This is a genomic window from Clostridium cibarium, from assembly GCF_014836335.1.
GTDB classification, from domain to species: Bacteria; Bacillota; Clostridia; order Clostridiales; family Clostridiaceae; genus Clostridium; species Clostridium cibarium.
Map to the genome: position 1 here is coordinate 47463 of NZ_JACSRA010000028.1, position 12906 is coordinate 60368.

The 12906-nt window shown below is 27.3% G+C and carries 12 protein-coding genes; all 12 read left to right on the plus strand.

What is annotated here, in order from left to right; translation table 11 throughout:
• Positions 1-157: 157 nt before the first annotated feature.
• Positions 158-1570: a Cys-rich peptide radical SAM maturase CcpM gene (ccpM, locus tag H9661_RS15655; protein WP_191769668.1), complete on the plus strand. Its 1413-nt coding sequence runs from the start codon at positions 158-160 to the stop codon at positions 1568-1570.
• Between the two features lie 73 nt (positions 1571-1643).
• Positions 1644-2789 (plus strand): TIGR04066 family peptide maturation system protein, encoded by a 1146-nt coding sequence (locus H9661_RS15660; RefSeq protein ID WP_191769670.1) that lies wholly within the window; start codon positions 1644-1646, stop codon positions 2787-2789.
• Between the two features lie 14 nt (positions 2790-2803).
• Positions 2804-3055, plus strand: a complete 252-nt coding sequence (locus H9661_RS15665) for a hypothetical protein (RefSeq protein ID WP_191769672.1) — start codon at positions 2804-2806, stop codon at positions 3053-3055.
• 152 nt (positions 3056-3207) lie between these two features.
• A complete protein-coding gene (locus tag H9661_RS15670; RefSeq protein ID WP_191769674.1) occupies positions 3208-3378 on the plus strand; it encodes a CLI_3235 family bacteriocin precursor in 171 nt (56 codons plus the stop codon).
• Between the two features lie 247 nt (positions 3379-3625).
• Positions 3626-3796, plus strand: a complete 171-nt coding sequence (locus H9661_RS15675) for a CLI_3235 family bacteriocin precursor (RefSeq protein ID WP_191769676.1) — start codon at positions 3626-3628, stop codon at positions 3794-3796.
• Between the two features lie 108 nt (positions 3797-3904).
• Positions 3905-5368 (plus strand): S8 family serine peptidase, encoded by a 1464-nt coding sequence (locus H9661_RS15680; RefSeq protein WP_191769678.1) that lies wholly within the window; start codon positions 3905-3907, stop codon positions 5366-5368.
• Positions 5369-5703: 335 nt separating this feature from the next.
• Positions 5704-6294, plus strand: coding sequence for a hypothetical protein (locus tag H9661_RS15685; protein WP_143316284.1), 591 nt, complete (start codon positions 5704-5706; stop codon positions 6292-6294).
• Between the two features lie 580 nt (positions 6295-6874).
• Complete coding sequence (locus H9661_RS15690; RefSeq protein ID WP_143316285.1) at positions 6875-8731, plus strand: APC family permease; 1857 nt, start codon at positions 6875-6877, stop codon at positions 8729-8731.
• A gap of 218 nt (positions 8732-8949) precedes the next feature.
• Positions 8950-9465: a DUF4825 domain-containing protein gene (locus H9661_RS15695; RefSeq protein ID WP_143316286.1), complete on the plus strand. Its 516-nt coding sequence runs from the start codon at positions 8950-8952 to the stop codon at positions 9463-9465.
• Positions 9466-9584: 119 nt separating this feature from the next.
• Complete coding sequence (locus tag H9661_RS15700; RefSeq protein WP_143316287.1) at positions 9585-10154, plus strand: nitroreductase family protein; 570 nt, start codon at positions 9585-9587, stop codon at positions 10152-10154.
• Positions 10155-10426: 272 nt separating this feature from the next.
• Positions 10427-11107 carry a response regulator transcription factor gene (locus H9661_RS15705; protein WP_143316288.1) on the plus strand — a complete coding sequence of 227 codons (681 nt, stop codon included), beginning with the start codon at positions 10427-10429 and terminating at the stop codon, positions 11105-11107.
• A complete protein-coding gene (locus tag H9661_RS15710; RefSeq protein ID WP_143316289.1) occupies positions 11107-12489 on the plus strand; it encodes a HAMP domain-containing sensor histidine kinase in 1383 nt (460 codons plus the stop codon). Before H9661_RS15705 ends, H9661_RS15710 begins: the two co-directional genes overlap by 1 nt.
• The last annotated feature ends 417 nt before the right edge of the window (positions 12490-12906 follow it).

A 12906-nucleotide genomic window follows, 5' to 3' on the forward strand; every position in this document is an offset into this window, starting at 1 on the left:
AATGTAATATATTTAAATTTATTTGATTTTACGATCAAATTTTTGCATTTAAGGAAATATGTGTTTATTTTAATTGGATATTATGAGAACATATAATTGAAATTGAGTTAATAATTGTAAAAACAAGAGATATTAAAAAAACATTGGGGGAGGTAACATGGAAAAGCCATTTATTCATTTATTATCATCAATTAATGGTTTTTATTTCTATGATGTAAATAGAAATGAGATTGTAAATGTTGATAAAGACGTTTATGACTTTTTGATAAAGTTATTAAATGATGAAGAAGTTATACCAAATAAAGAAGTAAAAAACAAGGTTAGTGAATTAAAGGAAAATAATTATTTGTCAAGCAATACTATAAAGGAAATTAAGCATCCTGAAAGTGATAAATTAGAATATCATCTAGATAGACATATTGATCAAATTACGCTTCAGGTAACTCAAAATTGTAATTTGAGATGCTCATATTGTGCCTATTCTAAGTTTGATAATTTAAGTCAAAGAAATCGTTCTAATAAGGATATGTCAATAGAAACTGCAAAAAAAGCTGTTGATTTTTTACTTCAACATTCTAGCGATAGTGATAAGGTTGTTATTTCATTTTATGGTGGAGAACCTTTATTGAAATTTAACTTTATTAAGGAAGTAATTTCATATGCACAAGAAAACTTTATTGGAAAAGAGTTGAGTTTTGCGTTAACTACAAATGCTACATTATTAACTGAAGAAATAATGGAATACTCAATAAATAATAATCTTGACATAATGATAAGCTTAGATGGACCAGAAGAAATACATGATTTAAATAGAAGATTTGCGGATGGAACTGGTTCATTTATGAAAATAGTAGAGAATTTACAGAAATTAAAGAATAAGTACGGTGATGAGCTTAAGAATATTTTAAGAATTAACACAGTAATGGATCCTAAAAATGATTTGGATAAAATGAATACTATTTTTGAAAATGAAATTTTTAAAGGTTTACCTGTTAGTTCAGTTATTGTTGAAAATTTTTTCTCCAATGAGCAAACAGTTTATTCAAATAAATTTCTTGAAAAATATTTCTATCAAATATTTATTGGAATTTTAGACTTAATTGGGGCAGTTAAAGATTTAAATACATATCCATTAATTGCAAGTGTAATTAATGCTATTTATACCTTTGAAGAAAATATGACTGTAGCTAAAGGGCTTCCAGAAGTTGGGGCTCCAGGTGGTCCATGCGTACCAGGTAAAAGAAGATTGTTTGTAGCTGTTGATGGTGAATTTTTTCCTTGTGAAAAAGTTAGTGAAGTTTCTAAAGTTATGAATATAGGAAACCTAGATAATGGATTTGAAGTGAAAAAGGCAGATGATTTGTTAAATATAGGACGATTGACTCCGGTAGAGTGTAAAAAGTGCTGGGCTTTTAGAAAATGCAATATATGTGCTAGAAAACTCGAAAAGGAAGGAAAGTTATCTGGGGATGAAAAGTTATCAATGTGTGGAGATGTTAGGGCATCTGTAGAAGAGGATTTGAAAAAATTCATTTTACTTAAAGAATGTAGAACAATTTATAAAATATAATTAGAGAAAAAATATTATGGGAGGAAATACATTTTAATAAAACATTAGTTTATTTTATGTATAATACAAGTTTATGAAGAAAAAAGTTTTAATTTATCCATTTTCAAATAAGTTTTTTCCGGTAATGAAAGAACTTATTAATAAAACAGATGAATATGAAATTATGTCTGTGGTAACTCCAAAAACTTGGTTTTTAGTTAAAGAAAACAATGATGTAAGTGAAATTAATAACAGTAACTATTTGGGGATTGCAATATCTAATAATTTCATAGAAGAAATAGAAAAATGCGATACAGTTATAATTGCTGATTGTAATAATGAAAAGATAATGTATAGCGATATAGTAAGTAAAATTAGAACTAGCATTAAATTTAATAAAAATGTTATATGCTGTTTTAAATTAGAGGATAAAGATATTTTACAAATAAATGAATTAAGCAAAAAAAGTAATGTTAAGTTTGAATATTTAAATGAAGTAGATAAAAGTCTTGAAGGGATAGAGACACTGGAACAAGATAAGGTGGGCATTTATTCAAGAATATACAAGCCTGATTCACCAGTTATTTTTGTAGGAAAATTGATAGATGAATTAGAGTCAACATTTAGTTTGGTTTCTATTTCTGAAAATTATAAAAAGGAAGGATATAATGTTGTAACAATTAGTTTAAATAGTAATTGTAGAATGCTAGGCTATTTAGCTTTTCCTAATTTTATATTTGAGTCAAATATTTCAGTAGAAAAGAAAATATTTTTGTTTAACTATTATATACAGGAAATAGAGAAAAGATATAGACCAGATCTTATTGTTGTTCAATTGCCTGGTGGAATGATGAAATATTCAGATATTATTACTAATGGCTTTGGAGTTTATCCATATTTAATTTCACAAGCTCTTTCAAGTGATTATTTTGTTTTAGTTACTCCTTTTAGTGAAATGGAGGAAGAGTTTTATGAAAGCTTAAGTGAATGTTTCTGGCATCGTTTTGGATTTAAAATTAATGTAATAAATATGTTAAATACAACATTGGATGTTGCTTATTCAATAGAACAACGTAAAGTTGATTTGGATTGCTTGCCAGTGAAAAATGTAGATGAAATTATTTTGAAGAAATTTCAAAATTCCAAGATATCGGTATTTAATCCGTTAAGTGACAAGGATTGTGAAAAGATGTTTAGAAATTCTGTTTCTACATTAACAAGTTATGTTAGCGTAGTGTAGCTGGAGGTATTTATATGGAAAATATAACAGAAGAAATTATTAAAATTCTAAATTTTGTAAAGCCACAAAAAGAATTATACATTGAAGAAAATTTTAATACTCCTTTGACAGGGAAAATGCTATTTTCATCAGTTGATATGGTGTATGTTTTTTTAGAAATTCAGAAACATTTTAATATTAAATTAGGAGCTGAGGATCTAGAAAATTATAAGTTCAATTCAATTAATGGAATTAGAGATGCTGTTTTTAATGCTTCGAAGTTTTAATAAACGTAATAATTGTTTGCAAGATGTCATCTGCTTAGAAGATTATTTTTTCTATAGTAGTTGAAAATCTTTCAATATATGATTTGAAAATTAAATTTAAGATTTAGTATTTTAAATCAAGTTAAGCAATATAAAGAAAGGGGGAATAATATATGAAAAAGCTAGGTAAAAATAATATGGTTGAGTCTAACACAATACAAGCATATACGTACAAGTGTGGATGTTACTGTTATTGTGGATGTCAAGCATGGTATCACCCATCATCTGCAAGCCATGCAACAAAGGAAGCACTTAGTTATGCTGCAACACTTCAGGAACGTTAATTTTTATTAAACCAAAGGATGTTATTTATAATAACATCCTTTGGTTTAATACCTATAATATTTCAGGGAAGTTTTTAATGCTTTGAAATTTTAATAAACATAATGATTGTTTGTAAGATATCACCTAATTAGAATGGTGTTTATTCTATAGTGGTTGAGAATCTTTCAATATATGATTTGAGAATTAAATTTAGAATTTAATGTTTCAAGTCTAAAATTAAGCTATACAGAAGGGGGGGAATAACATATGAAGAAGTTGCTTAAAAATAATGTGAATGAATCTAATACAATACAAGCATATATTGGACAATGTTCATGTAGATGTTATTGTGGCTGTCAAGCATGGTATCATCCATCATCTGCAAGCCATGCAACAAAAGAAGCGCTTAGTTATGCGGAAACATATTTGGAGATCTAATTTATATTAGACAGAAAGAGGTTATTTATGAATAATCTCTTTCTGTTTAATTATTAGAGTAGAAATACTAATAAGTTAAGTATTATTTTAGGAGATTATATTTTTATTATGAAGATTGCGATAATTGATGATGGAGTTAATATATCAGATTTATATTTTGAGGAAATAGAACAAAACTTAATAGTAGATGATAGTTTGAAAATTTCGAGAAGGCAAGATGAATCAAATAAAATATCACATGGAACTGTTTGTGCAGCAATTATTAAAAAGTATGCTAAAGAGTCTAGTATTATTAGTATCAAGATTTTAGATGAAGTAACCAGAAGAGGAAATTGTAATAAGTTATGCAAAGCTATTGAATGGTGTTTGGAAAATGGCATTAATATAATTAATTTAAGTAATGGAAGTACATATTATGGTGATTTTGAAAAGTTAAGAAAGGTGTGCAATAAAGCATTTGACAGGGGAGTATATATTACTGCAGCTAAAAATAATAATGGTGCATTTACTATACCTGCATGTTTGCCAAATGTATTAGGTGTTAGATGTCAAAATGAAATTATTACAAGAATATTTTTTTATAATAGATATAAAAGAATACGTATGCAAAAAAATACATATGATGGAATTGAATTTTTGGTAAATAGTATACATAAACTTACTAAAAGGAATGGAGAGATATATTTTACTGAAAGATGTAACAGTTTTGCTAATGCTTATTTTACTGCGTGTGTACATAATGTTTTGAAAAAATATGAAAAGTCTGGTTTTTACGGTAAGACAACAAATAGATTCAATCTAATAAAATATAATATTGTTGGAAAAAGATTTTATAATAAAGAATGGTGCAATATATTAAGAGATGTAAGTTATCTAACACATGCTTATATCTTAGATATGTCAAAGAATATTTTTACTGATTATCTATTTTTTGATTTTAAATATTTAAATAGTTATTTAGAATTTACAAAAATAGATGATAATCAGTTTGATGTAATAATAATATTTGATAATTATAATAAAACTTATATAAAGAATATTCAAGATTGTATAAAAAGTAAAATAGATAATATTCGCTCCGTTGTTTTATGTGGAGCTGTGTCCAATGAAATGAGAAGATTCCTTAATAAAAATAACATTATGTTTTGGTACGAAGAAAATTATAACAAATTAGAGACTAAAAAGTATAAAAAAGCCAGTGTTCCTATTATATACTTTACAGGAGATAAAAAGAATGTCATAGGGATAATAAATGAAATTAAAAATTTATTTTGCTCAGATGGATACTATGCTATTAAGGCTTCGAGTTATGAATTTTCGTATTTATATGGATTTTATTATTTTTCTGAAGGAAAAGAATATTACAATTACTTACAAAATATTGAAAGCAAGTATTCTCCTGATATTATTCTTGTTGCAATAGATTATAATAGAGTTGAAATAGAAGATGATGTCTTAATAAAAGTTAATGATGACTTAAATTATGAAGTTATCGTCAATGCTAATGAAGAGATATATGCAGTTGATGCTAGTGAAGTATATGAAAGTATATTGAATTATTATTCTGTATAAAATTATACTTGGATATTCAGTTTTGTTAGTTATTAGAATTCATAAACAATAAGGTTAAGTCACAGTTGATAAATTTCAGTTATAGACAATAAGGTTGTATTAAAAGTTGTGGACTAAGAAAGGATTTTTTTAATTCACAACTTTTTTGTTATGCAAAAAAGAAAATGTTAAACATAGAAATTGCAAAAAGATAAAATGTGAAAAGAAATTAAGGGAATTTTGTTAGTTATTCAAAAAAAGAGTGGTTTTGTATAAAAATAGTCAATTAATTGGTGACATATTCCAATAATAGGTATATAATATAGTTGTAAGCAATAAGGAGAGGGGCAGGTGTGATGAGTATTGATGATGAAATAAAAAGCACGATTATAAATGAAGTTTTTCAATTGTTTTCACAAGAAAAGTTTCAAGAAGGTAGAATATTACTACATAGAATGTATTTAAAGTATTACAATAAAATTACTATTCTTCATACCAAGCGGATTTTGATTCACAACCTAGCGTGGGTTGAAGATGAGCTAGGAGAAGTTGATAGTGCTAAAATACATATTAAGATGATTAGAGACGAAATAGAAAATGACATCGATTATATATATAGCAATATGTTAGACTATTGTTTAATTTTAAATCTTTATTGTGAGATATTTAAAGATGAAATAAGTATTGATGAATATAAAGAAATTAATATTTTTATTGCTAATTATCATCATGAATCTGGAAGTATAGGAAGAGAATATATTTCATTAACTAATGTATATAAAGTTGATAAGAGATGGGATGACATTCTTTCATTAATTAAAACTTTAGTAGAATTTAATGAAAATGAATATTTTATAAATGAAATACTAGAAGAACTAGCAAAAAATGATATGGAAGCTTTTAATAAAGGAAAAAAGTTATTGAATGGAGGTGAGGGTAATGTTTAATTTATTATTTGGTTTAGTTGGTCTAGCAAAAGATATGTGGGGATAAATTTAAACCTAAATATCATAACAAATTAAGAGGATTAGGTATAAGAAGCCTAGTCCTTTTACTTTACATAAAATTAGCTAAAGGAATTGGTAGGTGAGAAGAATAAATATAAGGAAAGCTAATGAAATGGATGCAGAAAAGTTTTTAGATATGTTAAAACAATTAGATACAGAGACAAAATATATGTTATTTTGAAGAAGTTGGATTCAAAAAAGAAGGACTGAAGGAGAAGGCTATGATATATAAAATTAATAGGATTATGAATATAAGTAGTCACATTAATGATAAAATATTTGATTATTTGGACAAACAGTCTTATAATATTTTTGAATTAATGGAATAGTTACAATTTTATTGAAAAAAATGTATTTTTTTTGAGGAAAGGCTCGTGATAATTTTATGCATAAAAGATTTTAATGAAGTAATTTAAAATAACAAAAACAAAGTATAAAATTTATTTATGTCTTAGTACATTAGGAGTATTAAAAATATGTCTTTTATGGCATATAGAGATAGCAGAAAGGGGAACAAAAAATGCTTCAAAAATTTATGGACATATTAATAGGGGAGCCTTTAGCAAATGAACAGGGGGCTCAAGAAAAATATAATGTTCCATTTGGACTAGCTATTATGGCAAGTGATGCGGTTTCATCTGTTGCTTATGCTGCAGAAGAAATTCTTTTGTACTTAGTTCCAGCAATAGGACTATTAGCATACAACTGGTTAACATGGGTATCATTAGCTATAATAGGACTGCTTGTGATTCTTACAATTTCATATATTCAAATTATAAGAGCTTATCCACAAGGAGGAGGAGCTTATATTGTTGCAAAGGAAAATCTAGGGGTAAAACCAGGACTTATAGCTGGAAGTGCTTTATTAATAGATTATATTCTGACAGTTGCAGTAAGTGCTAGTGCAAGTGTAGCTGCCATAACTTCAGCTTTTCCTCAATTAGATTCATATAAAGTAGCAATAGTTATAATACTTATTGCAGTATTAACTATCCTGAATCTAAGGGGAATAAGTGAATCGTCTAGAATATTTAGTGTACCTACATATATTTTTATTTTTAGTATGATTTTTATGATTCTATATGGGTTATTTAAATATTTCATTTTAAATGTTCCTCCAAATCAATTGGTTGATCCAATTAAAAGTGGAGAAATGATGGAGAACTTAAGTATATTTCTAATTTTGAAGGCCTTTTCTTCAGGATGTTCTGCATTGACAGGACTTGAAGCTGTAAGTAATTCAGTACCTAACTTTAAGAAACCTTCACAGAAAAGTGCAAAAACTGTAATGATATTATTAACTTCTTTAATATTATTTATATTTGGAGGAACATCTTTTCTTGCTAGATTCTATCAAGCTGTTCCTCTGCAGGAAGGACCAACTGTAGTGTCACAACTTGCATATGGAGTATTTGGCAGTGGGATAATGTTTTATGTTATTCAGTTTAGTACAGCAATAATACTTTTAATGGCATGTAATACTGCTTTTACAGGTTTTCCTATGTTGATGTATGTAGTTGGAAAGGATGGATATGCACCTAGACAATTTACTATAAGAGGAAAGAGGCTAGGATTTACTTTTGGTATTTTAGCACTTTCTTGTGTGGCATGTTTCTTAGTATTTATATTCAAAGCAGATACACATCTTTTAATACCTCTCTATTCTGTTGGGGTATTTATATCATTTACACTGGCACAATCAGGAATGGTTATGCATTGGAAGAGTGCTAAGGAAGATGGCTGGAAATATCGTGCTTGTATTAATGGATTTGGAGCAATAGTTACTTTAATTACTACTGGAATTATTGCGTCCGAAAAGTTTTTTGATGGTGCTTGGATAGTTATTTTGCTTATACCTAGCATTATGTTTGTTATGTTAAAGGTTCATAAACATTATGAGCATGTTGCTTCAGGACTTAGAATTAGTGAAAGAGCTTTAAAAGAAGTGGATTTTAAAATAAAGTATTATCATTTAGTGATAGTACCTATAGCTAGCTTAAATAGGGCAACAATAGGAGCTCTGCAATATGCCCAAAGTATAAGCGATAATGTAATAGCATTAAATATTTCAACCGACAAAATAGCTATGGAAAAGTTAAAGTCTAAATGGGCATTGCTTGATACAGATATATTATTAGTATCTAAATATTCTCCTTATAGAGCAGTAGTAACGCCTATTTTAAATTACATAGATCAGATTTCAAAGGCGGCAATAGATAATGAAAGAATAACTGTAGTGTTACCAGAATTTGAAACTCATGAAAAGTGGGGAAGTATATTGCATAATCATACTGGTTTTTTCTTAAGAGAAAGTTTGCTTAGAAAAGATAAGATAGTAATTGCTACTTTTCCTTATCATTTAGGAGATGCAGAATAGAATAAAATGAAAAATATATAATAAAAAAACACTTTATAGGATAGATTAAAAAGTCTGCTTATTGAGTGTTTTTATTAAAGTATAGAACTCTGTAATGATACCAATTTTAGAGTATATAGATGAGATTGCTAAGGAAGTAAGAGAAAATATCTATATAAATCATTACATTTTATTGGATAATGAGATATAATTACTATATGGTATAAAAGGAGGGATATATGGAAAATAAGTTCAAAATTCTTATTTTGGTAGTTTTAGTAGTATTATTAAATTTAACAGCTTGTGAGGATAATACTAAAAATATAATAGATGAAAGAGTTAGTACAATTTCTAAAGTTAGATTAGAAGATTTAGATGATTATAAAGATACATGTGTTGGGAATAATAGTGCTATAGGAGATATATTGCAAAAGTTACCTGCAAATATTTATAATGATGGATTTTCCTTAAAGACTGAAAAAGAGCCATATGGAATAATGGTAAATTATGATGCCAATCATAGTTTGGGTAGAGAGGATTATAATGATTTTTGGAGTGATAAAAATCCAAGTGAGTTTTTAGAGAAAAATGCAGTAGTTCTTTTAGCTCTTATAAAAAATGTTGAAGAGATAGAGTTCAAGGTGAAAAATATTGAAGGGGAAGTCTATAAGTATAATAGAAAAGAATTAGAAAAAAAATATGGTGAGGATTTAAAAGAACTTTTAAAAGATCAAGCTTCATTTGAAAAAGTTTAAACAAATCTTTTTTGAATGCCCTACAATTTGAAGTGAAGAAATTCAAATTGTAGGGCACAGTTTATGTTATAATTTATGGTAAATGGGAAAATTATTTATATAAGTGTTGGAGGAATATCATGGATACTATAAAAACTATTTTATCTAGAAGAACCGTACGAAAGTTTAAACAAGATAAAATTGAAAGAAAAACCTTAGAAAGTTTGATTAATGGAGCTAGGTTAGCACCTTCAGGCGGAAATTTACAGCCATTGAAATACATAATTGTAGATAAGGAAGAGGAAGTTAAAAAAATATATGAAAATGTAGCTTGGGCTAAATATTTAGGAGAGAACTTTAAACAAAATGAAGATGAAAGACCAACTGCGTTTATTGCAGTTTTAGTAGATACAGATATAAAAAAGAATGGATATGAGATTGATTTAGGGGCTGCTGTAGAAAATATATTGCTAGGAGCTTATAGTGAAGGAATAGGTACTTGTTGGATGGGGGCAATTAATAAAAAAGAGATTAGTAAAATCTTAAGAATTCCAGATAGATTTTTATTAAATACAGTAATAGCTTTAGGGTATAAAGGGGAATTTCCTACAACTGTAGATACAGAAGATTCTATTATATATTATAAAGGTGAAGATGGAGAACTTTGCGTTCCAAAAAGAAAACTTGAAGATATAATTTTAGAATTTTAGAAAATAAGACTACTATATTTTTTGATTATAGTTACAAAAAAATATGGTAGTTTTATTTTTTTACTTCAAAAAAAGTTTTTATCCCTTAGACAAAGGTAAAACTTCAGAGTTAAAGAGGCTGGGTTTGTTCTTTTGTTTTATTATGATTGAATTTATACTAGATTGACACACTATTGAATTTTTTCTAGTATATAATGCAAGAATAGGACGGTTTGTATTATAATATAAAGATAACTTGCATAATTATGCATTGATAATTAGAGGTGATATGATTGGCAATAAAAATATATCTTGTAGAAGATGAAAAGAACTTAAACGTTTTACTTAAAAAATATTTAGAACTAGAAGGATATGAAGTGACAACCTTTTCTGAAGGAAGCTCTGCAATGAAAAGGATTAATGATATGCCGGATCTTTGGATATTAGATATAATGCTTCCGGATATAGATGGTTATGGACTTATAAAAGCAATAAAATCAAAAAATAAAAATACACCAGTTATATTTATGTCTGCAAGAAATGAAGAGCTTGATAGGGTTGTGGGTCTTGAACTTGGAAGTGATGATTATTTATCGAAACCTTTTTTGCCAAGGGAGCTTGTTATAAGAACTAATAAGCTTTTGGAAAGGCTGAAAATAAAGGAAATAAAAGAAGTGGTTAATGAAAAAGAATTTGAAGTAGAAGGGTATAAAATTAATAAAAAACAGAGAACAGTATTTGAAGATGGCCAAAAAGTTCAATTAACCAATAAAGAATTTGAACTACTAAATTATTTTATCGATAATAAAAATAATTTATTATCCAGAGAGCAGATTTTAATTACTGTTTGGGGAAATGATTATTTTGGCTCTGATAGAGTAGTTGATGATACTATTAGAAGACTTAGAAAAAAGATGGAAGGATTAATGATTGAAACTGTATATGGATATGGTTACAAGTTGGTTATAGTGTAATGAAAAAGTTAAAATTTAAGTCATTAACAATAAGAATATGGATTACATTCACAAGTGCAATATTAATAATTGTAACTTGCATTTCATTACTATATCTTTTTGCTTTTAGAAAAATCGATGAAAAATCTAAAGCCCATGATTTAATGGTATCCCATAATGCAGTATTGGAAAACGATGGTTTTGTTCAACCAAATAGATTTAATGAAGTTAAAAGTCTTAAAGATAGTAAGCATTTTATTTTAGAATTTAGGGATAATGTACCTAGGATAGCAGATATAAGTCCAGGAGGAGGATTACATCCAGTGCCACCTATAGGTGATGAAAATAGGGTTAAAGCATGGATGTGCGGATTTGCTAAAGAAGATAATATGGAGGCAGAAAAATTTAAAGAATCTTATGGCAATAGTAGTTATATATTTATAATAACTTCAATTAAGAGAGAAGGAGCTACAAAGGCTTATGTAATATCGTATGTTCCCAATAAGCAAGATTATAGCATAGTGTATACAATACTTATAATAGGGGCTATATTCATATTTATTGGATTTTTTATAGCAAGAGTAATTGCAAATTATATTTCGAGGCCACTTAAGGAACTTGAAGGTTATACTATGAAAATAGCTAATAAGGATTGGAAGGATGCTATAAGAATTGAAAGTGATGATGAAATTGGCAGATTGGCTGATTCTATGAATGCTATGAGAAAAGAATTAAAACGTGCTGATGAAGAAGAAAAGATGTTCTTACAGAGTATATCTCATGATTTAAAGACACCTGTTATGGTAATTATGAGCCATGCAGATGCAATAATAGATGGTGTTTATGTAGAGTCAGTTGAAAAAACCGCTGAAATTATAAGAGATGAAGCAATTAACCTTGAAAAAAAAATTAGACAAATACTTTATCTAAATACACTTAATTATGTTATGGAAAGCAATAAGGAAGTTTCAGAAATTAATTTGAAAAATTTATTATTACATATAGTTAGTAGATTTGAAGTTGTCAATAGTAAAATAGAATGGGATTTAGATATAGAGGATGCAGTTATTTATGGAAATGTAGATCAAATACAAGTTTCTATTGAAAACATAATAGAAAATGGATTAAGATACGTTAAAAATATAATTGCCATAAATTTGAAAAAGGATGAGTCTTTTGTTGTATTAGAAATATATAATGATGGACCTAATATAAATAACCAACATATAGAACATATTTTTGATAATATGTATAAAGATAAAACAGGAAATTTTGGGCTTGGGCTAGCTATTACTAAAAAAGTTATAAATTATTATGGTGGAGAAATAAAAGCTGTAAATAGAGAAAATGGTGTAAGTTTTATAATTGAACTACCTATAGTAAAAAAAACAACTAGCATGTAATTATGCTGGTTGTTTTTTATATCTTGTTAGTTGGGGTTAAATTTAAAATGATTTATTCGTAGATAATGAATAGAATTTTAGCTTTGTACATCTGAATTTTGAATTATTTAAAGTAAAACTACACCTAGTGTGTCAGTATAAGTAATTTAGTGGAATAAAGAGAATTAAAGAGAACTATAAGAATTATTAGTAAATATGGAGACTTGATCTATAGGCCAAAGAAATATATATGTTAAGATAGAGTTCGTCCTAGGGAGACATGAAAAACGTAAATTTGAATTGATGATTCAAAAAAAGTTGACATGTAGTAAATAGGGTGATATGATAAGAAGGTCGCTTGAGGGCGATAAAGAAAATGGTCTTTGAAAATTGAACAGATATAAATAAGTTAAAAACCAGCAATTCTTTTAGAGTAAG

What these genes read in the sequence shown, in the direction of transcription:
- ccpM (WP_191769668.1), top strand. Translation starts at nt 158, where the DNA reads ATGGAAAAGCCATTTATTCATTTATTATCATCAATTAATGGTTTTTAT.
- H9661_RS15660 (WP_191769670.1), top strand. Translation starts at nt 1,644, where the DNA reads ATGAAGAAAAAAGTTTTAATTTATCCATTTTCAAATAAGTTTTTTCCG.
- H9661_RS15665 (WP_191769672.1), top strand. Translation starts at nt 2,804, where the DNA reads ATGGAAAATATAACAGAAGAAATTATTAAAATTCTAAATTTTGTAAAG.
- H9661_RS15670 (WP_191769674.1), top strand. Translation starts at nt 3,208, where the DNA reads ATGAAAAAGCTAGGTAAAAATAATATGGTTGAGTCTAACACAATACAA.
- H9661_RS15675 (WP_191769676.1), top strand. Translation starts at nt 3,626, where the DNA reads ATGAAGAAGTTGCTTAAAAATAATGTGAATGAATCTAATACAATACAA.
- H9661_RS15680 (WP_191769678.1), top strand. Translation starts at nt 3,905, where the DNA reads ATGAAGATTGCGATAATTGATGATGGAGTTAATATATCAGATTTATAT.
- H9661_RS15685 (WP_143316284.1), top strand. Translation starts at nt 5,704, where the DNA reads ATGAGTATTGATGATGAAATAAAAAGCACGATTATAAATGAAGTTTTT.
- H9661_RS15690 (WP_143316285.1), top strand. Translation starts at nt 6,875, where the DNA reads ATGCTTCAAAAATTTATGGACATATTAATAGGGGAGCCTTTAGCAAAT.
- H9661_RS15695 (WP_143316286.1), top strand. Translation starts at nt 8,950, where the DNA reads ATGGAAAATAAGTTCAAAATTCTTATTTTGGTAGTTTTAGTAGTATTA.
- H9661_RS15700 (WP_143316287.1), top strand. Translation starts at nt 9,585, where the DNA reads ATGGATACTATAAAAACTATTTTATCTAGAAGAACCGTACGAAAGTTT.
- H9661_RS15710 (WP_143316289.1), top strand. Translation starts at nt 11,107, where the DNA reads ATGAAAAAGTTAAAATTTAAGTCATTAACAATAAGAATATGGATTACA.